Annotated in this window: 17 protein-coding genes and 1 riboswitch; of the genes, 14 read left to right on the top strand and 3 right to left on the bottom strand. The window is 71.7% G+C overall.

Annotated features, from left to right (window positions below; all coding sequences use genetic code 11):
- Window positions 1–64: 64 nt before the first annotated feature.
- A complete protein-coding gene (locus O9K63_RS07655; protein WP_277242062.1) occupies window positions 65–463 on the bottom strand; it encodes a metallopeptidase family protein in 399 nt (132 codons plus the stop codon).
- A 71-nt stretch (window positions 464–534) separates the two neighbouring features.
- Here O9K63_RS07655 and O9K63_RS07650 point away from each other — a divergent pair, with 71 nt between their 5' ends.
- The 7 genes from O9K63_RS07650 to ahcY all read left to right on the top strand — a co-directional run bounded on the left by O9K63_RS07650 (window position 535) and on the right by ahcY (window position 7,930).
- The gene (locus O9K63_RS07650; RefSeq protein WP_277242060.1) at window positions 535–918 is read left to right on the top strand and encodes a DUF3499 domain-containing protein; all 384 of its coding nucleotides are present in this window, start codon (window positions 535–537) and stop codon (window positions 916–918) included.
- A 74-nt stretch (window positions 919–992) separates the two neighbouring features.
- A complete protein-coding gene (locus O9K63_RS07645) occupies window positions 993–2,420 on the top strand; it encodes a phosphomannomutase/phosphoglucomutase (protein WP_277242058.1) in 1,428 nt (475 codons plus the stop codon).
- Window positions 2,417–2,608: a Trm112 family protein gene (locus O9K63_RS07640; protein ID WP_277242056.1), complete on the top strand. Its 192-nt coding sequence runs from the start codon at window positions 2,417–2,419 to the stop codon at window positions 2,606–2,608. The genes O9K63_RS07645 and O9K63_RS07640 overlap by 4 nt, the downstream gene beginning before the upstream one ends.
- A gap of 8 nt (window positions 2,609–2,616) precedes the next feature.
- Window positions 2,617–3,795, top strand: coding sequence for an SIS domain-containing protein (locus tag O9K63_RS07635; protein ID WP_277242054.1), 1,179 nt, complete (start codon window positions 2,617–2,619; stop codon window positions 3,793–3,795).
- A complete protein-coding gene (locus tag O9K63_RS07630; RefSeq protein ID WP_277242052.1) occupies window positions 3,792–5,219 on the top strand; it encodes a mycothione reductase in 1,428 nt (475 codons plus the stop codon). The genes O9K63_RS07635 and O9K63_RS07630 overlap by 4 nt, the downstream gene beginning before the upstream one ends.
- A gap of 112 nt (window positions 5,220–5,331) precedes the next feature.
- Window positions 5,332–6,315 (top strand): DUF808 domain-containing protein, encoded by a 984-nt coding sequence (locus O9K63_RS07625; RefSeq protein ID WP_277242050.1) that lies wholly within the window; start codon window positions 5,332–5,334, stop codon window positions 6,313–6,315.
- A gap of 163 nt (window positions 6,316–6,478) precedes the next feature.
- Window positions 6,479–7,930, top strand: a complete 1,452-nt coding sequence (gene ahcY / locus O9K63_RS07620; protein ID WP_277242048.1) for an adenosylhomocysteinase — start codon at window positions 6,479–6,481, stop codon at window positions 7,928–7,930.
- A gap of 54 nt (window positions 7,931–7,984) precedes the next feature.
- Here ahcY and O9K63_RS07615 read toward each other — a convergent pair whose 3' ends face one another.
- The gene (locus O9K63_RS07615) at window positions 7,985–8,314 is read right to left on the bottom strand and encodes a DMT family transporter (RefSeq protein ID WP_277242046.1); all 330 of its coding nucleotides are present in this window, start codon (window positions 8,312–8,314) and stop codon (window positions 7,985–7,987) included.
- A complete protein-coding gene (locus O9K63_RS07610) occupies window positions 8,314–8,628 on the bottom strand; it encodes a DMT family transporter (protein WP_277242044.1) in 315 nt (104 codons plus the stop codon). The genes O9K63_RS07615 and O9K63_RS07610 overlap by 1 nt, the downstream gene beginning before the upstream one ends.
- 10 nt (window positions 8,629–8,638) lie before the next feature.
- A riboswitch (guanidine-III (ykkC-III) riboswitch) is annotated at window positions 8,639–8,705 on the bottom strand.
- Between the two features lie 89 nt (window positions 8,706–8,794).
- Between O9K63_RS07610 and mtrA the strand changes: the two genes are divergently transcribed.
- The 7 genes from mtrA (at window position 8,795) to secA (ending at window position 19,029) form a co-directional block, all read left to right on the top strand.
- Window positions 8,795–9,472, top strand: coding sequence for an MtrAB system response regulator MtrA (gene mtrA / locus O9K63_RS07605; protein ID WP_277242042.1), 678 nt, complete (start codon window positions 8,795–8,797; stop codon window positions 9,470–9,472).
- Between the two features lie 2 nt (window positions 9,473–9,474).
- Entirely contained in the window at window positions 9,475–11,199 is a 1,725-nt protein-coding gene (gene mtrB, locus O9K63_RS07600; RefSeq protein ID WP_277242040.1) for an MtrAB system histidine kinase MtrB, read from the top strand.
- Complete coding sequence (locus O9K63_RS07595) at window positions 11,196–12,965, top strand: GerMN domain-containing protein (protein WP_277242038.1); 1,770 nt, start codon at window positions 11,196–11,198, stop codon at window positions 12,963–12,965. Before mtrB ends, O9K63_RS07595 begins: the two co-directional genes overlap by 4 nt.
- 92 nt (window positions 12,966–13,057) lie before the next feature.
- Window positions 13,058–13,792, top strand: coding sequence for a ComF family protein (locus O9K63_RS07590; protein WP_277242036.1), 735 nt, complete (start codon window positions 13,058–13,060; stop codon window positions 13,790–13,792).
- 179 nt (window positions 13,793–13,971) lie between these two features.
- Window positions 13,972–14,655, top strand: a complete 684-nt coding sequence (gene hpf, locus O9K63_RS07585) for a ribosome hibernation-promoting factor, HPF/YfiA family (protein WP_277242034.1) — start codon at window positions 13,972–13,974, stop codon at window positions 14,653–14,655.
- 159 nt (window positions 14,656–14,814) lie between these two features.
- Entirely contained in the window at window positions 14,815–16,023 is a 1,209-nt protein-coding gene (locus O9K63_RS07580) for a winged helix-turn-helix domain-containing protein (RefSeq protein WP_277242032.1), read from the top strand.
- A gap of 222 nt (window positions 16,024–16,245) precedes the next feature.
- Window positions 16,246–19,029: a preprotein translocase subunit SecA gene (gene secA / locus O9K63_RS07575; protein ID WP_277242030.1), complete on the top strand. Its 2,784-nt coding sequence runs from the start codon at window positions 16,246–16,248 to the stop codon at window positions 19,027–19,029.
- Window positions 19,030–19,034 lie beyond the last annotated feature (5 nt).

Below are 19,034 nucleotides of genomic sequence, written 5' to 3'. Positions count from 1 at the left end.
TCACCAGCCGTCGCCCGGGTCGTGTGCCGTGCGCAAGGGCGCTGCGTCCCCGACAACCGGACGCTCAGGGCCGGTGCGGGTCGATCTCGTGCGGGTCGACACCCAGGAGCAACGCGATCTGCTCGACGAGCACGTCGTGCACGATGATCGCGTGGCTGCGTCCCCGTGCCGCCGTGAGGATCGGACGGCGGTAGACGACGATGCGGGCGGGCAGTCGCCCCTTGGCCGGCCACAACCGGGCGAGCGGGACGCCCTCCTCCCACGACGCGGGATCGGAGGGCGGGACCTCCTCGACCGCGAACTCCACCTGCGCCCAGCGCCGTCCCAGCACGGGCTCGTAGCGGTGGGCGACGTCGAGGACGAGGTCGTCGAAGGCCTGTGCGCGCGAGGTCATCGTCGGGACCTCGGGGTGGGCCAGCGGCCCACGCATCCCGCGTCCTCGTCGGTCCCGGTGGCGGCTCATCACCGACGATCGTAGGGCCCCGGCGGCGTGCCGGTCCGCGGGTCGCCGCGGACGTGGCCTATCGTGCACGGGTGACTCTTTCCCGACAGTGCTCCCGAGCGGCGTGCCCGCGACCGGCTGCCGGGACCCTCACCTACGTCTACTCCGACTCGACGGTGGTCCTGGGCCCGTTGGCCACCTACGCGGAGCCGCACGCCTACGACCTGTGCGACGAGCACGCGACGCGGCTGACCGCCCCGCGCGGGTGGGACGTCGTCCGGCTGGCCATCGACCAGCCGGCACCCGCCTCCCACGACGATCTCGTCGCCATCGCCGAGGCGGTGCGTACCCGCCCCGCGGCGGTCACCGACTCCGAGCGCACCGCGGACGTCCCGACGAGCGCCCGCCGGGAGCCCGGCAGCGTGACGGAGACCGGCCGTCGCGGCCACCTGCGGGTGCTGCGCGACCGCGACTGATCCCCGTCAGGGCCCGAGGTGCGCCACCATCCGGCCCCGGGGCCGACTGCACGTGGGCGAACTAGGCTGATGACGTGACCACCCTCGCCGACTTCGTCAAGGCGTACGACGTTCGCGGGCTCGTGCCCGAGCAGCTGGACGTCCACGTCGTCCGCGCGCTCGGGGCCGCCTTCGCCGAGGTGGTCGCGCTCGCCGACGGGGCCCCCGCGGTCGTCATCGGGCACGACATGCGCCCCAGCTCGCCCGAGCTCGTCGAGGCCTTCGCCGCCGGTGTCACCGCGCGCGGTGTCGACGCCGTCCTCATCGGCCTCGTGAGCACCGACGGGCTCTACTACGCCAGCGGCGCCCTCGGCCTGCCGGGAGCGATGTTCACCGCCAGCCACAACCCGGCGCAGTACAACGGCATCAAGTTCTGCCGCTCCGGAGCACGACCCGTCGGGCAGGAAACCGGCCTGGCGAGCGTCCGCGACCTGGCCCAGGAGCTCCTGGACACGCGGACGACCGGCTTCGAGGGCGTGACCCCGGGGCGGGTGGAGCGACGCGACGTGCTCGCCGAGTACGCCGCCTTCCTCCGCGGCCTCGTCGACCTGCGGGGGTCGCGACCGCTCCGCGTGACCGTCGACGCGGGCAACGGCATGGGCGGCCTGACCGTCCCTGCCGTGCTCGGGACCGAGGGCGGCCTGGGGGAGCTGCCGCTGCGGATCGACCCGATGTACTTCGAGCTCGACGGGACCTTCCCCAACCACGAGGCCGACCCACTCGACCCCGCCAACCTCGTCGACCTGCAGGAGCGGGTGCGCAGCCACCGCGCCGACGTGGGCATCGCCTTCGACGGGGACGCGGACCGGTGCTTCGTCGTCGACGAGGCAGGCGACCCGGTCAGCCCGAGCGCGATCACCGCGATGATCGCCCGGCGCGAGGTGGCGCGCGAGGTCGCCACGGGTCGCGAGGCGCGAGAGGTCGCGATCGTGCACAACGCGATCACCTCCGCCGCGGTGCCGGAGATCATCGAGGAGTCCGGTGCCCGACCCGTGCGCACCCGGGTCGGGCACTCCTACGTCAAGGCCGTCATGAGCGAGCACGACGCGGTCTTCGGGGGCGAGCACTCCGCGCACTACTACTTCCGTGACTTCTGGTTCGCCGACACCGGCATGCTCGCCGCGATGCACGTCCTCGCTGCGCTGGGGGAGTCCGACGCGCCGCTGAGCGAGGTCATGGCCCCCTACGAGCGCTACGTCGCCTCCGGGGAGATCAACTCCACCGTCGAGGACGCCGACGTCGTGACCGCGCGCGTACGGGCGGCCCACGCCGACCGCGACGACGTGGTCCTCGACGAGCTCGACGGCCTGACCGTCACCCGTGGCGAGGAGCCGATGTGGTGGTTCAACCTGCGTGCGAGCAACACCGAGCCGTTGCTGCGCCTCAACGTCGAGGCGGCCGACGCGCACACCATGACCCAGGTGCGAGACGATGTGCTGATGATGATCCGGGAGACACGATGACCGATTCGACGATCGAGCCCTGGCTGCGCGAGATCCTGCGCTGCCCCGCCTGCCGCACCTCGCTGCGTGACGACACCGGCGGGGACGGTCCCGAGCTGGTGTGCACCGACCCCGACTGCGGCCTGGCCTACCGGGTGGACCGGGGCATCCCCGTGCTGCTCGTCGACGAGGCCCGCAAGCCGGCCTGAGGTCGATGATGTCCCCCTTCGACGAGAGCCTGCTCGACGACGAGGACCGTCGGCGTGCCGTCGACCCCTCGGACATGCTGCGAGCGCTGGCCGGCGCCGGCGCGCAGGTGCGCCGGGCCATCACCCTGAGCCAGGAGGGCGACCTGGGTCGGGTCGCCGGCGGGGAGCGCCCGCGAGCGATCCACGTCGCCACCGTCGGTGGGTCGGAGGGGGTCGCGGCCGTCCTCGACCTGCTCGTCTCCCACCGGTCACCGGTGCTGCTCACCGCGGACGGGTCGGGACCCCTGCCCGGGTGGGTGGGCGCGCTGGACCTCGTCGTCGCCGTCTCCCTGTCCGGCTCTGCGGAGGGACCCGTCCGGCAGGCCCGCGAGGCCGCACGCCGCGGAGCGCACGTCCTGACCATCGGGGCACCGGACAGCCCCCTCGCGTCGGCCGCGGCGGCCGCCCGAGGCGTGCACCTGCCGATCGACCCGGGCACCGGACACTCCCGCACCGCGTTGTGGAGCCTGGTCGTCCCGGCCCTGCTCGCGACCTCGGCGTGCGGTGTCATCGACGTCCCGACGGGCGTGCTCCTGCGGGTCGCCGACCGGCTCGACGAGCAGGCGGAGGCCTTCCGCCCGGATGCCGAGTCCTTCGTCAACCCCGCCAAGTCGCTCGCGACGGACCTCTCCGAGGTCACCCCCGTCGTCCTCGGGGACGGCCCCGTCGCCGGCGTCGCCGCGCGCCGCACGAGCGCGATGCTGGCCCGCACCAGCCGGGTGCCCGCGACGTGGGGGCGGCTGCCGGACGCGGCCTCCCAGGTGGTGGCCTGCCTCTCCGGTCCGCTCGCCGGTTCGGGCACGGCCCCGGACGGGGGGCGCGACATCTTCGCCGACCCCTACCTCGACGGCCCGAGCGGCCCCCGGCTCGGCCTGGTGCTGCTGCGGGACCCGGTGCCGACCACCGAGTCCGACCCGACCGAGGTCGAGCGGCACAACACCGCGCAGTCCGTCGCCGACCGCGCCGAGGCGGCCGGGGTGCGCGTCCTGGAGCACGTGGCGCGCCCCGGGCACGACCTCGAGCGCCTCGCCGAGCACATCGCCCTGACCGACTTCGCGAGCACCTACCTCGCGATCGGTCACGGCTTCGACCCGGCGAGCGCGCCGGGCATCGACGAGCTGCATCTCCCACGAAGGGCCACTGAGTGATCGACGTAGACATCGCCGTCATCGGAAGCGGATCGGGCAACAGCCTCGTCACGGACGAGCTCGCCGGTCGTCGGTTCGCCATCATCGAGGGCGGTGACGTCTTCGGCGGCACCTGCCTGAACGTCGGGTGCATCCCGACGAAGATGTTCGTCCACGTCGCCGAGATCGCCACCTTGGTCCGCGAAGGGGGCCGGCTCGGGGTCGATGCGACGCTCGCGGGAGTGCGCTTCACCGACGTGCGCGACCGCGTCTTCGCCGGACGCATCGACCAGATCGCCGCGGCGGGCGAGGCCTACCGCCGCGACGGTGAGCTCACCGAGCTGCTGCGCGGGCACGCGCGGTTCACCGGTCCACGCACGCTGCGCGTCGACCTGCGGGGCGGCGGCACCGAGGAGGTCCGGGCCGAGCAGGTCGTCATCGCCACCGGCTCGCACCCGGTGATCCCCGACGACCTCGCCGCGCTGGCCGGCCGTGAGGGCATCACGCTGCACACCTCGGACACGGTGATGCGCCTGGCCGAGCAGCCCGGGCGGATGCTCGTCGTCGGAGGCGGCTACATCGGCGCCGAGCTCGCCCACGTCTTCTCCGCGTTCGGCACCCGGGTCACCGTGTCGGCCCGGGGCGAGCAGCTGCTGCGTCACCTGGACGACGACATCGCCACCGCCTTCACGGCCAGCGCCCGCGAGCAGTGGGACGTGCGGACGTCGACGACGGTCACCGACCTGCGGCGGGGCGAAGGGGGGATCACCGCCACCCTGTCGGACGGCGGCCGGGTCGAGGTCGACGTGGTCCTCGTCGCGACCGGTCGCCGACCGACCACCGCGGACCTCGGGCTCGACGTCGCCGGGGTGGAGGTGCACGACGACGGCCGGGTGGTCGTCGATGCCCACGGCCGCACCGCCGTCGAGGGGGTGTGGGCGCTCGGGGACGGGTCCTCCCCCTTCCAGCTCAAGCACGTGGCCAACCACGAGGCACGGGTCGTCGCGCACAACCTCGCCCATCCCCAGGACCTGCGGGCGTTCGACCACGAGGCCGTCCCGGCCGCCGTCTTCACCCACCCCCAGGTCGCCACCGTCGGTCTGACCGAGACCGAGGCGGTCTCGGCAGGGGTGGACGTCGTGACGAAGGTGCAGAGGTACGGGGACACCGCGTACGGCTGGGCCATGGAGGACACGTCGAGCCTGTGCAAGGTCATCGCCGACCGCCGCACCGGGCGGCTCGTGGGCGGTCACCTCGTCGGGCCCGACGCCGCCACGCTCGTCCAGCCGTTGATCCACATGATGGCCTTCGACCAGCCCGTCGCCGAGATGGTGCGCGGCCAGTACTGGATCCACCCGGCACTGACCGAGGTCGTGGAGAACGCCCTGCTCGGCCTCGACCTCAACCCGGTCGAGGACCTCATCGAGTCCCCGCCGCGCGCGTGAGGCGACGTCCTCCCCCCTTCGTCGCGCCCCAGGACATCGCCTTCGCCGGTCCGGGTCGGTAGCCTGAGCGCGTGCTGACGCCGATCACGACCCGACCTGCCGGAGCCACCCGATGAGTGGCGGCCTCGTCGCGCTCCTCGACGACATCTCCGTCCTCGCGCGCATGGCCGCCGCGTCCGTCGACGACGTGAGTGCCGCGGCCGGACGGGCGAGCACCAAGGCGGCCGGCGTCGTCGTGGACGACACCGCTGTCACGCCGCGCTACGTCGAGGGACTCGACCCCTCGCGCGAGCTGCCGATCATCAAGCGGATCACGATCGGGTCGCTGCGCAACAAGCTGCTCTTCATCGTCCCGACGATCCTGGTCCTCAACGCCTTCCTGCCCTGGCTGCTCTCACCGCTGCTCATGCTCGGCGGCACCTACCTGTGCTTCGAGGGTGCCGAGAAGATCTGGGAGAAGATCTCCGGGCACGCAGGCGCCGAGGTGCCCGTCTCGGCGGAGGAGGGGGAGAAGGCGAAGGTCGACGAGGACCAGATCGTCAAGAGCGCCGTGCGGACCGACTTCATCCTCTCGGCGGAGATCATGGTCATCTCGCTCAAGGCGATCCTCGACGAGGGCCTGAGCGGCTCCTTCTGGTACCTGCTGGCGGTGCTCGTCGTCGTCGCGATCTTCATCACCGTGCTCGTCTACGGCACGGTCGGCCTGCTCGTGAAGATCGACGACATCGGGCTCCACATGAGCAGGAAGGGGGACGGCGTCGGCCGGACCCTCGGCCGTGGGCTGGTCAAGGGGATGCCCAAGCTGCTCACCGTGCTGTCTGTTGTCGGTGTCTTCGCGATGCTCTGGGTCGGCGGGCACATCATCCTCGTCGGGCTCGAGGAGACGGGCCTGTGGCCGCAGCCGTACGACTTCGTCCACCATCTCGAGGTGGCCGTCGAGGAGGCGACCGGTGCCCTCGGCGGTGTCCTCGGGTGGATGACCAACACCGTCGGCTCGATGCTCCTCGGCGCCGTCGTGGGTGGGGTGGTCGTCGCGGTCATGCACGTGCTGCCCTTCGGCGGCCACGACGCGAAGGGGGAGGCGGCCGCCCACTGAGGTCGCGCCGGAACCGCGCAGGCGTGGTGCGGGCAGGATCCTCCCTTCGCGCCCCTCGTCGCCGGCCGCATACACTTGGCGAGAGCCGGCGTGGGTGATGACCCGCGAGAGCCCAGAAGGGTCGCGCCGGGTCCGACACCCCAATGTCACAAGGAGATCCACCGTGTCCTTCGACTACACGGTCGCCGACCTGGGCCTCGCCGAGGCCGGCCGCCACCAGATCCGACTCGCCGAGCACGAGATGCCCGGCCTGATGAGCATTCGCCATGAGTACGCGGGTGAGCGTCCGCTCGAGGGGGCGAAGATCGCCGGCTCGCTGCACATGACCGTGCAGACCGCCGTGCTCATCGAGACCCTCACCGCCCTCGGCGCACAGGTGCGCTGGGCCAGCTGCAACATCTACTCCACGCAGGACGAGGCCGCCGCTGCGGTCGTCGTCGGGCCGGACGGCTCGGCGGAGGACCCGCAGGGCGTCCCGGTCTTCGCGTGGAAGGGCGAGACGCTCGAGGAGTACTGGCACTGCACCAACCAGATCCTCACCTGGGCCGACGGCGAGGGCCCCAACATGATCCTCGACGACGGTGGCGACGCCACGATGCTCGTCCACAAGGGCGCCGAGTGGGAGAAGGCCGGCCAGGTGCCGCCGACGACCGACGAGGACTCCGAGGAGTTCAGCGTCTTCAAGGCCCTCGTGCGCCGCACCCTGGCCGAGGACCCCACCAAGTGGCAGACCGTCGGCTCCCGCATCAAGGGCGTCACCGAGGAGACCACGACCGGCGTCCTGCGGCTGTACCAGCTCGCCGAGACGCGCGACCTGCTCTTCCCCGCGATCAACGTCAACGACGCGGTCACCAAGTCCAAGTTCGACAACAAGTACGGCACCCGCCACTCGGTGATCGACGGACTCAACCGCGCCACCGACGTCCTCATCGGCGGCAAGGTCGCGGTCGTCGCCGGCTACGGCGACGTCGGCAAGGGCGTCTCGGCCGCGCTCGCCGGTCAGGGCGCGAGGGTCCTCGTCACCGAGGTCGACCCGATCTGCGCCCTGCAGGCCGCGATGGACGGGTACCAGGTCACGACCATGGGTAAGGCCGCCGAGTACGGCGACATCTTCGTCACCACCACCGGCTGCTTCGACGTCATCACCGCCGACCACATGGCCGCGATGAAGAACAAGGCGATCGTCTCCAACATCGGTCACTTCGACAACGAGATCGACATCGCCGGGCTGGCCCGGACCCCGGGCATCACGAAGACCGAGATCAAGGCGCAGGTCCACGAGTGGACCTTCCCGAGCGGCAGCTCGATCATCGTGCTGTCCGAGGGCCGCCTGATGAACCTCGGCAACGCGACCGGTCACCCGAGCTTCGTCATGAGCAACTCCTTCGCGAACCAGACGATCGCGCAGATCGAGCTCTTCCAGAAGGCGGAGGCGTACGTGGACGAGGACGGCAACCCGACCGTCACCACGCTGCCGAAGCACCTCGACGAGAAGGTCGCGCGCCTGCACCTCGACGCGCTCGGCGTCGAGCTGACCGAGCTGACCAAGGACCAGGCCGAGTACCTCGGTGTGGACGTGGCGGGGCCGTACAAGCCGGACCACTACCGCTACTGAGCACGACCAGCGAGCAGGACGAAGGGGGAGGCGCGCGCCTCCCCCTTCGCCATGTCAGTCCTCGGTGTCCGCGGGGACGAGCCGGAGCCCGACGACGGCCGCCACGATCCCGGCGATGAGCAGTGCCTTGGCCGGGCTGAAGGTCTCCTCGCCGGTGGTCATGGCCCATGCCACCGTGAGCGCGGCGCCGACCCCGGTCCAGACCGCGTACCCGGTGCCGATGGGGATCGTGCGCACGGCGACCCCGAGACCGACCATGCTGGTCGCGAGGGCGAGGATGAAGACGGCGGTCGCCGTGGGGTGGGTGAAGCCGTCGGAGCGGCCCAGGGCGGTGGCCCAGACCGCTTCGAGGGCGGCGCTGACGAGCAGGACGATCCACGGCATCAGGCGACCGCCTTCAACCCGGCGACGCAGGCGACGAGCAGGACCAGCAGGGCGACGCGCGCCCGGGTCGCCGGCTCGTCGCCGGTCACCATGGACCACACGACGGTGAGGGTGGCGCCGATGCCGACCCACACCGCGTAGGCGGTGCCGGTGGCGATGTCGGTCATGGCCCACGCCAGACCGAGCATGCTCGCGGCGAGGGAGACGGCGAAGAGGAGGGTGGGGCCCGGGCGGGTGAATCCGCGCGAGGCGGACAGGGCGGTGGCCCAGACGGCCTCGAGCATCCCCGAGACGATGAGGACGAGCCAGGACATGACAGCTCCTTGCGAGTCAGTCTTGTCGTGGTGCGGGTACTGCTCCCTCGTCCGCAGGTCCGATCGCCGGACCTCGACCCCGAGGCTATCGGCGATGGTTGCCCGGTGCACGCCGGTGCCTGTGTGATGATGAGCGGGCAGTAGACCACGTGCGAAAGGGATCACCGTGAAGGGACGTGTCCTCGTCGTCGACGACGACCAGGCGCTGGCAGAGATGCTCGGGATCGTCCTTCGGAAGGAAGGGCTGGACGTCGCGCACGTCGCCGACGGAGCCCGGGCACTCGACGCCTTCCACGAGGCCCGTCCGGACCTGGTGCTCCTCGACGTCATGCTGCCCGGGATGGACGGCATCGAGATCTGCCGGCGGCTCCGGCAGGAGTCGGGGGTCCCGATCGTCATGCTGACCGCCCGGACCGACACCGTCGACGTGGTCGTCGGCCTCGAGTCGGGCGCCGACGACTACATCGTCAAGCCGTTCAAGCCGCAGGAGCTCATCGCCCGGCTGCGGGCCCGCCTGCGTCGCGGGGACGAGCCGGAGCCGGAGCGACTGACGATCGGCGACCTGAGCATCGACGTCGCCGGGCACTCCGTCACGCGGGACGGGACGCCCCTGGCGCTGACGCCGCTCGAGTTCGACCTGCTCGTCGCCCTGGCGCGCAAGCCGTGGCAGGTCTTCAGCCGCGAGGTCCTCCTGGAGCAGGTCTGGGGCTACCGGCACGCCGGCGACACGCGTCTGGTCAACGTGCACGTCCAGCGGCTGCGCAGCAAGATCGAGCACGACCCCGAGAACCCCCAGATCGTCGTCACGGTCCGTGGCGTCGGGTACAAGGCCGGGTCGGCCTGAGCATGGCCTCGGCGCCTGCCTCCGAGGCGACCGAGGCCTCGGACGCGTCGAGCGCCGAGGGGTCGGGTCCCGCGACCCCGCCCCGCGACCACGCGGTCGCGCGGGCGGTGCGGGCCGCAGTGGGCCTCTGGCGGCGCTCCCTGCGTTTCCGGGTGGTCACGAGCACGCTCCTCCTCGGGCTGGTCGTCGTCTCGATCATCAGCCTGACGATGTACCGCTCCATCGCCGCCGGCCTCGTCGACGACCGGGTCGACTTCGCCCAGGCCCAGTCGCACCAGCTGGCCGACCGCGCCCAGAGCTACTTCAACAACACCGACGTCGAGCCCGGTGAGCTGGACGTGTCCACCTCCGACTTCGTCTCGCGGACCCTCGCACCGCCCAGCGGCGACGACAGCCGCTACGTCATCCTCACGCCGAGCACGGAGAACGAGTCCTCGACGATCTCCACGGTCGCCTACCCGCAGGGTGTCGGCCTGGACCAGGTGCCCGCCGCCCTTCGCCAGGCGGTGGCCGCCGACCCGGCCCGGCAGCAGACCATGACCATCGAGCTGGAGCGCTCGGACGTCGACGGGTCGACGGAGCCGATCACCGGGGTACCGATCGACACCGAGTCCGTCCCCGCGGTCGTCGTCGGCTCGCAGATCGAGGTGCCGACGGCCGGTGACCACGACCTGTACTTCATCTACCCGATGGACCAGGAGCAGACCACCCTGAGCATCATCTCCCGCTCCTTCGTCCTCGGGGCGCTCTTCCTCATCGGCCTCGTCTCGGGCATCGCCTACATCGTCACGAGCATGGTCGTCACCCCGGTGCGCCGCGCGGCCTCGGCCGCCGAGCGGCTGTCCTCGGGCCACCTCAACGAGCGGGTGTCGGCACGCGGGCACGACGACCTCGCCCTGCTCGGCCAGTCCTTCAACGACATGGCCGACAACCTGCAGACGCAGATCCGCCAGCTCGAGGGCCTCTCCCGGGTGCAGCAACGCTTCGTCTCCGACGTCTCCCACGAGCTGCGCACGCCGCTGACGACGATTCGGATGGCCGCCGACCTGCTGCACTCCTCCCGGGACGAGATGGACCCGGTCACCGGTCGCTCGGCGGAGCTGCTCCACGACGAGCTCGACCGATTCGAGGGGCTGCTCGCCGACCTGCTCGAGATCTCTCGCTACGACGCCGGTGCGGCCGTGCTCGAGCAGGACCCGATCGACCTCTACGCGATCATCGACCGGGTCGTGCGGGCGACGGAGTCGATCGCCGACGCGCGCGGCAGCGAGGTCGTCGTCCACCGGGAGCCGGGGCAGAAGGCCGTCGCCGAGGTGGACTCGCGGCGGATCGAGCGAGTGCTGCGCAACCTCGTCGTCAACGCGATCGAGCACGGCGAGGGCCGTCCGGTCGACATCTGGGTCGGCAGCAACGACGACGCCGCGGCCGTGATGATCCAGGACCACGGCGTGGGTCTGAAGGCCGGCGAGGCCTCGCTCGTGTTCAACCGCTTCTGGCGCGCCGACCCGGCGCGGACCCGCACCACCGGCGGTTCCGGTCTCGGGCTGGCCATCGCGCTCGAGGACGCCCGCCTCCACCACGGGTGGTTGCAGGCCTGGGGGGAGCCGGGGGAGGGGTCCCGCTTCCGGCTCACCGTGCCGCGCGAGGCCGGTGCCCCGCTCACGACGTCACCACTGCCCCTGACCCCGCGTGAGGGCCGTCTGCCGGGGGAGGGTGGGCACCCGTGACCGGTAAGGACCTGACCCGCCGCAGCGCCCTCGGCCTGGCGGTGGCGGGCGCGCTCGCCGGCTGCGGGCTGAACACCGACTCGACGATCCGGCCCGGGTTGCCGATCGACGGGCCGCGCCCGCAGCCGCTGTCCCGCACGCCCAACGGGCCCTCGCCCGGCGCTTCTCCCGCCGAGGTCATCCGTGGGTTCCTGCGCGCGGGGTCCACGAGCGGCGAGGGCCTGGAGGTCACCCGCTCCTACCTCACCCAGGCGACCGCCCAGGGGTGGATCCCGGACAGCCAGACGGTGATCTACACCGGCGACCCGCAGATCGAGCCGTTGGGGGACGGGGCCTTCCGCGTGAGCGCGCGGGTGGTCGCGCGCATCAACGCCGACGGGCGCTACCTCGTCTCCCCGCCCTTCGACGGCGCGGCCTTCGACTTCCACGTCGACCTCGTCGACGGCGAGTGGCGCATCGACGAGCTGCAGGAGGGGTTCGGCCGACTCCTCGAGCAGTCCGAGGTCGGCTACATCTTCCGCGAGTACCCCGTGCACTACCCGGCCATCGGGTGGAACGCCCTCGTCGTGGACCAGCGGTGGGTGACCCAGGACCAGCTGGCGACCCGGTTGACCCGCGCCCAGCTGGGGAGCATCCCCGGCTACCTGCGGGAGGCCGTCTCCAGCGACATCGGCGCCCGGCTCGCCGTCGACGCGGTGCCGGTGCGCAACGGGGTGGCGGTCGTCGACCTGGAGAGTGAGTCGGTCACCGACGACGCCACGGCGCGCAAGCGGCTGGCGGCGCAGCTCGTGGCCACCTTGATGTCCCTGCCGGGGGTGACGGAGGTGGCGATCACGCTCTCGGGTGCGCCTCTCGACCTCGGTGTGACGGCGCCGCTCACCTCGCCCGAGCAGCTCGGTTTCGTCGACCGGACCCAGACGAACACCCCGATCGTCCTCGCTCGTCGCGGGGACAGGGTCGTGCCGGTGGACGACCGTCTGGCCTCGGTCGGCGCAGCGGACCTCCGACGCAAGGAGTCCCCCTTCCTCCCGTTGGAGGAGGGGTGGCGCCATCTCGCGCTGCGGACCGACGGCAAGGAGCTGGCCGCGCTCGATGGCACGCAGGACGTCCTGCACCGCATGCTCGACGACGGCGAGGTCGTGCACCTGGACCCTTTCGCCGCGGCGATGACCCGCCCCTGCTACGACTACGGCGGCGTGCTCTGGGTCGGCGGCTCCGGCCTCGGCCGGGAGGAGGGCTACCGGCTCTGGGCGATCAACTCCACCGTGGACCCCGCCGACCGCGCCGAGTCCGCACCGCAGCACGTCCCGGCCCAGTGGCTGGGCACGCGCTTCGTGCGCTCGGCCGTCGTCTCTCCCGAGGGGAGCAGGATCGCGGTGATCTCCGAGGCGGAGCGGGGGACGGGGAGCACCCTGGAGGTCTCGGGCATCGCCCGCCAGGCGAACGGGCTGCCGACCACGACCTCCCCCCAGGCCTTCCGCATCGGGGCCGATCTGGTCGAGATGCTGGATGCGGTGTGGGTGGGCCAGTCCACCCTGGCGGTCATCGGTCGACGCAACGACCAGGACGAGATGCAGCCCTACCTCGTGGAGGTCGGTGGGCCCGTGGAGGCGATGACCCCGCGCCCGGGCGGCGTCGCCATCACGACCACCGGCGACGACCAGGACGTCGTCGTCCGGACCGGGAAGGGCCGCGTCTTCCAGCGTGCGGGCGGCCGGTGGCAGGAGCTGAAGCCCATCGACGGCGTCGTCACCGCCGGCGTCTGAGGCCCCTCCACAGCCTCGCTCCGTCCGGCGTCGCTTCCACACCCGGACGAAGGGGGGCGCTGCCCTCGCGCCGGCCCGGCAGGCTGGTGCCCGTGGTCACCGTGCGTCTCGGGAGCGTCATGGCGGCGGCCGGGGACCTCGTCCTGCCGCGTAGCTGCGCCGGGTGCGATCGGCCGGGGCCGGCGGTGTGCGCCGGATGTCGTCGCGCGCTGTGCGATCTCGCCGTGCCGACGCCGGGGCCGGTCGCGCCCCGCCCGGTCCCTCCCGGCTGGCCGGGGTGCCACGCCACCCTTCGCTATGAGGGTGTGGCCGCGCGTCTGGTCCGCGCCTTCAAGGACGAGGACCGGCGGGACCTCGCCGACGTGCTCGCCCGGCTGCTCGCCGACGCCGTGCGCCGGGCGGCCCTGCAGGGCGGCTCGCGCGGCGGGGTGCTCGTCGTTCCCGTCCCGTCCTCACCGGCAGCCATCCGCCGGCGCGGGGACCAACCGATGCTCCAGCTGGCCCGCCGGGCCGTCCACCTCCTCGGCCCGGGTGCCGCCGTCGAGCCGGGCCTGCGCGTGCGGCGTGGGACGGCCGACCAGGCCGGGCTGGACCGCGCCGCCCGGCTCGCGAACCTCGACCGGGCCATGGCCGCGCGCCGCCCCCACCGGGTCCGGGGGCGGCGGATCGTGCTCGTCGACGACGTGCTCACTTCGGGCGCGACCCTGACCGAGGGCCGTCGGGCGCTGCTCGAGGCGGGTGCGGCCGGGGTCGATCTCGCCGTCGCGATGGTGACTCCGCGACGATCTCCGCCCCCGGGTCTACCGTTCCGGTCGCGTCCGGACTAGCGTGTCGTCATGGGCCCCGCTCTCGACCGGACGACCGGTACGACGCAGGGTCCTGTTGCGTTCTCCGCCGCGCGAACGGCCACGGCCACCCCGCCGAGCCGGGAACGGAGGTGGTGCCCCGGCTGACACGCCCTCGCCAGGCGTACCCCCATGCAGCATCGATGTCCCAGGAGGACTCCGTGGAAATTGCCATCACCGGACGCAATGTCAACGTCTCCGATCGACTGCGGGACTACGTCGAGAGCAAGCTCTCGAAGGTCTCCCAGCTCGACCCGCGAGTCCAGCGGATCGAGGTCATGGTGAGTCACGAGCCCAACCCACGCCAGGCGAAGGTCAGCGAGCGCGTCGAGATCACGTGCCGGTCCAAGGGACCCGTGATCCGCGCCGAGGCCTGTCACGACGACCGCCAGGCAGCGGTGGACCTCGCCGCGGACAAGCTCCTCGAGCGCCTGCGTCGCGCCCACGACAAGCGCAATGTCCGCCGTGGCCGCCGCCGCACCTCCGTCGCCGCCGCGACCGCGGACCTGACCGAGCCGCTGTCGGTCGACCAGCCCACGCCCGACCAGGAGGAGAGCGACCAGTTCGGCACCATCGGCGACAGCCCGATCGAGGTGCGCGAGAAGATGCACGAGTCCGCGCCGATGAACCTCGCCGAGGCGGTGCGCCGCATGGAGCTCGTCGGGCACGACTTCTTCCTCTTCCACGACGTGGACTACGACCGTCCGAGCGTCGTCTACCGCCGCCGTGGCTGGTCCTACGGGGTGATCCACCTCGAGGTGCAGGACGGCGTCGACGGCAAGGACCTGGGCGCAGCAGCCGTGGACGGCGTCGCCCTCGACAAGGACGCCGGGGCCCGGGTCTGAGCCCTCCCCGCGGTCGCGCGGACGGAGGGTGAGGGCGGCCCTTGGGGCTTCGCAAGCTCAGCCCCTGAGTCGGGCCACCCCCACGCCTCCGTCCGCGCTTCAGTGGCGCCGCCCTCCGGGACCCATCGTGCGTCGTGGCGTGCGTCCGCGCGTCAGGGCATGCTGGGGCGCGTGAGTGCACGCCCCCTTCGCCTCGACCAGGCCCGTCGTATCGCTCTCGCGGCGCAGGGCTTCGACCGGGCCCGGCCCGAGCGGCCGGTGACGACACGCGACCTGCAGCGGGTGCTCGACACCGTCGGGCTCGTGCAGATCGACAGCGTCAACGTGCTCACCCGGAGCCAGTACCTGCCCTTCTTCGCCCGGCTGGGCCCTTACGACCCGGCCCTGCTGGACCGGATGCGCGACCGTGCGCCGCGTCGGATGGTCGAGTACTGGGCCCACGAGGCGAGCCTGATGCCGCCGCGCACGTGGCCGCTCATGGACCACCCGCGGATGCAGCGGGCGCTCGACGGGTCCTGGGGCGGGATGCAACGCGTCGCCCAGGACCACCCGGACCTGGTCGCGGCCGTGCTCGCCGAGGTCGAGGCCGGCCCGCCGCGCACCGCTCGACAGATCGAGGCGGCGCTCGGGCACGAGCGCTCTGGGCCGAAGGAGGACTGGGGCTGGAACTGGTCCCTGGTCAAGAACGCCCTGGAGCAGCTCTTCTGGGCCGGTCGGATCTCCTCGGCGGGACGGACTGCGCAGTTCGAGCGGCGCTACGCCGCTCTGGCCACGGTGGTGCCGAAGGGGGAGTCCGGCCCGTGGCTGGACCCGCACCGGCGGCTGCCCCCCGAGGATGCCTACGTCGAGCTCGTGCGGATCGCCGCCCGCGCCAACGGGCTGGCGACCGAGGCGGACCTGGCGGACTACTTCCGACTCCCGCGGGAGGACGTGCGCCCTGCCCTCGGCCGGTTGCAGGCCGCCGGAGAGCTGGAGGAGGTCCGCGTCGAGGGCTCGGCCCGACCCTGGTACCTGCACGAGCGGGCCCGTCGGCCCAGGTCCGTCTCGGCCAGGGCGCTGCTGTCCCCCTTCGACAGCCTGGTGTGGCACCGCCCGCGCGCCGAGGCCCTCTTCGGGTTCCGCTACCGGTTGGAGATCTACACCCCCGCCCACAAGCGGGTGCACGGGTACTACGTCCTGCCCTTCCTCTTGGGGGACCGTCTGGTCGGCCGCGTCGACCTCAAGGCCGATCGCGCCACGGGGGTGCTCAGGGCGCGTCAGGTCTCCTGGGAGGAGGGTCGCGGCGGCAGCGGCGACCGCGCCGAGCTGCGTGCCGAGCTCGAGCTGATGGCGCACTGGCTCGGGTTGGACGACGTGGCCGGCGCCTGAGGCGTCGTCCCGTTCCCGCGCCTCGGCGCGACCGCTCGTCGCCGGGCACCCGCGCGGCCCCGGCGCAGCCCGCGGTGGGAACCCCGTGGAGCGGACCGTCGTTCATGCCGGTCGAGGGTGCCCGCTCGGTTGCGGGGCCGCCAACCATTAACCTGTAGGGCAGACTGCTTCGGGCCGTGGCGTTCCGCCGTGCCCGGATCGACCACGTCAGGAGATCAGTTCGTGAAGATCGTCGAGCGCATCCTTCGCGCCGGAGAGGGCCGCACCGTCAAGCGGCTCGAGGGCATCGCCGCCCAGGTGAACGCGATCGAGGAGGACTTCCAGAAGCTCTCGGACGCCGAGCTGCGGGCCGAGACCGACACCTTCCGGGAGCGGCTCGCGAACGGGGAGACCCTCGACGACATCCTGCCGGAGGCCTTCGCCGCGGTCCGCGAGGCGGCGAGCCGCACGATCGGCAAGCGGCACTTCGACGTGCAGATCATGGGTGGGGCCGCCCTCCACATGGGCAACGTCGCCGAGATGCGCACCGGTGAGGGCAAGACCCTCGTCGCGACCCTGCCGTCCTACCTCAACGCCCTCGAGGGCAAGGGCGTGCACGTCATCACGGTCAACGACTACCTCGCCGAGTACCAGGCCGAGCTGATGGGCCGCGTGCACCGTGCCCTCGGTCTCGAGACGGGCGTCATCCTCTCGTCGATGACCCCGGCGCAGCGTCGGGCGGAGTACGCCAAGGACATCACCTACGGCACCAACAACGAGTTCGGCTTCGACTACCTGCGCGACAACATGGCGTGGAACACCGACGAGCTCGTCCAGCGCGGCCACAACTTCGCCATCGTCGACGAGGTCGACTCGATCCTCATCGACGAGGCCCGCACGCCGCTGATCATCTCCGGCCCGGCCGACCAGCCGACCAAGTGGTACGTCGAGTTCGCCAAGATGGTCAAGAAGCTCGAGCGCGGCCACGGAGCCGACCTCATGCGCGGCATCGAGGCCGAGGGCGACTACGAGGTCGATGAGAAGAAGCGCACCGTCGGCATCCTCGAGCCGGGCATCGAGAAGATCGAGGACCTGCTCGGCATCGACAACCTCTACGAGAGTGTCAACACCCCCCTCATCGGCTACCTGAACAACGCGATCAAGGCCAAGGAGCTCTTCACCCGCGACAAGGACTACGTCGTCATGAACGGCGAGGTCCTCATCGTCGACGAGCACACCGGCCGCATGCTCGCGGGCCGTCGCTACAACGAGGGCATGCACCAGGCCATCGAGGCCAAGGAGGGGGTGGAGATCAAGAACGAGAACCAGACCCTCGCGACGATCACCCTCCAGAACTACTTCCGCATGTACGACACCCTCGCGGGCATGACCGGTACGGCGCAGACCGAGGCCGGCGAGCTCAACTCCATCTACGGCCTCGGGGTCGTACCGATCCGGACCAACAAGCCGATGATCCGCGAGGACCAGGCCGACCTCGTCTACCGCACCGAGAAGGCGAAGTTCGCCGCGGTCGTCGACGACATCGCCGAGCGCCACGCGAGCGGGCAGCCGGTCCTCGTCGGGACGACGAGCGTCGAGAAGAGCGAGCTGCTCTCCCAGATGCTGCGCAAGCGGGGGATCAAGCACGAGGTGCTCAACGCCAAGCACCACGAGCGCGAGGCCGCCATCGTCGCCGACGCGGGCCGCAAGGGCGCCGTCACCGTGGCGACGAACATGGCCGGTCGCGGTACCGACATCATGCTCGGTGGCAACCCCGAGTTTCGTGCCGTGGCCGAGCTGCGGCAGCGCGGTCTGGACCCGGAGGAGACCCCGGAGGAGTACGAGGCCGCGTGGGACGAGGCGCTCGCGGCCGCGGAGAAGGCCGTGCGGGCCGAGCACGAGGAGGTCACCGAGGCCGGTGGTCTGTACGTCCTCGGGACCGAACGCCACGAGTCGCGGCGCATCGACAACCAGCTGCGCGGTCGCTCCGGCCGTCAGGGTGACCCCGGTGAGTCGCGCTTCTACCTCTCGCTCGAGGACAACCTCATGCGCCTGTTCAACGCGGGCTTCGTCGACCGGGTGATGACGACCGCCAAGATCGACGACGAGACCCCGATCGCCGGGCGGATGCTCACGAAGTCGATCGAGGGGGCCCAGAGCCAGCTCGAGGGCCAGAACTACGAGATGCGCAAGAACGTCCTCAAGTACGACGACGTGCTCAACCGACAGCGCACCGTCGTCTACGAGGAGCGCCGCCGGGTGCTCGAGGGTGAGGACCTCGAGGAGCAGATCCGCCACTTCATGACCGACGTCGTCGGCGGGTACGTCGACGCCGAGACCAACGCCGGCTTCTCCGAGGACTGGGACCTCGACCGCCTCTTCACCGCCCTGCGGGCGATCTATCCCGTGGGGCTGGACAAGGAGACCCTGCTCGAGGGCGCCGGTGGTCTGACGCAGCTGAGCGCGGCGAACCTGCGCGAGGAGATCGTCACCGACATCCACGAGGCCTACGACCGTCGCGAGGCGGACCTGGGCGAGCCGGTCACCCGCGAGCTCGAGCGTCGTGTCGTCCTCTCGGTCCTCGACCGGAAGTGGCGCGAGCACCTCTACGAGATGGACTACCTCAAGGAGGGCATCGGCCTGCGGTCGATGGCCCAGCGCGACCCGCTCGTGGAGTACCAGCGCGAGGGCTTCCAGCTCTTCGAGGCGATGAACGACGCCATCAAGGAGGAGTCGGTCGGGTACCTCTTCAACACCGAGGTCGAGGTGCCCACGGTCCCCGAGTCGACCACGCAGCCCAAGAGCGTCGACGAGCTGCTCGGCGGTGGGGGCGACCGGGCGCGTCCGACCATCTCGGCCAAGGGCCTGGACGACGGACCCCGCGGCAGCCAGCCCCTGCACTACTCGTCACCGTCCGAGGACGGCAGCGTCGAGGAGCGCGACGAAGCAGGGCCCTCCACGGCAGGCACGTCCCGTGCCCAGCGCAGGGCCGCGGCGAAGAAGGCGAAGAAGGCCGCGAGGAGGTAGTCGCG

This window comes from Janibacter cremeus (genome assembly GCF_029395675.1).
Taxonomy (GTDB): domain Bacteria; phylum Actinomycetota; class Actinomycetes; order Actinomycetales; family Dermatophilaceae; genus Janibacter; species Janibacter cremeus_A.
Note: the sequence above shows the minus strand (reverse complement) of the source record. Positions and strands in the feature narration are given on the sequence as shown.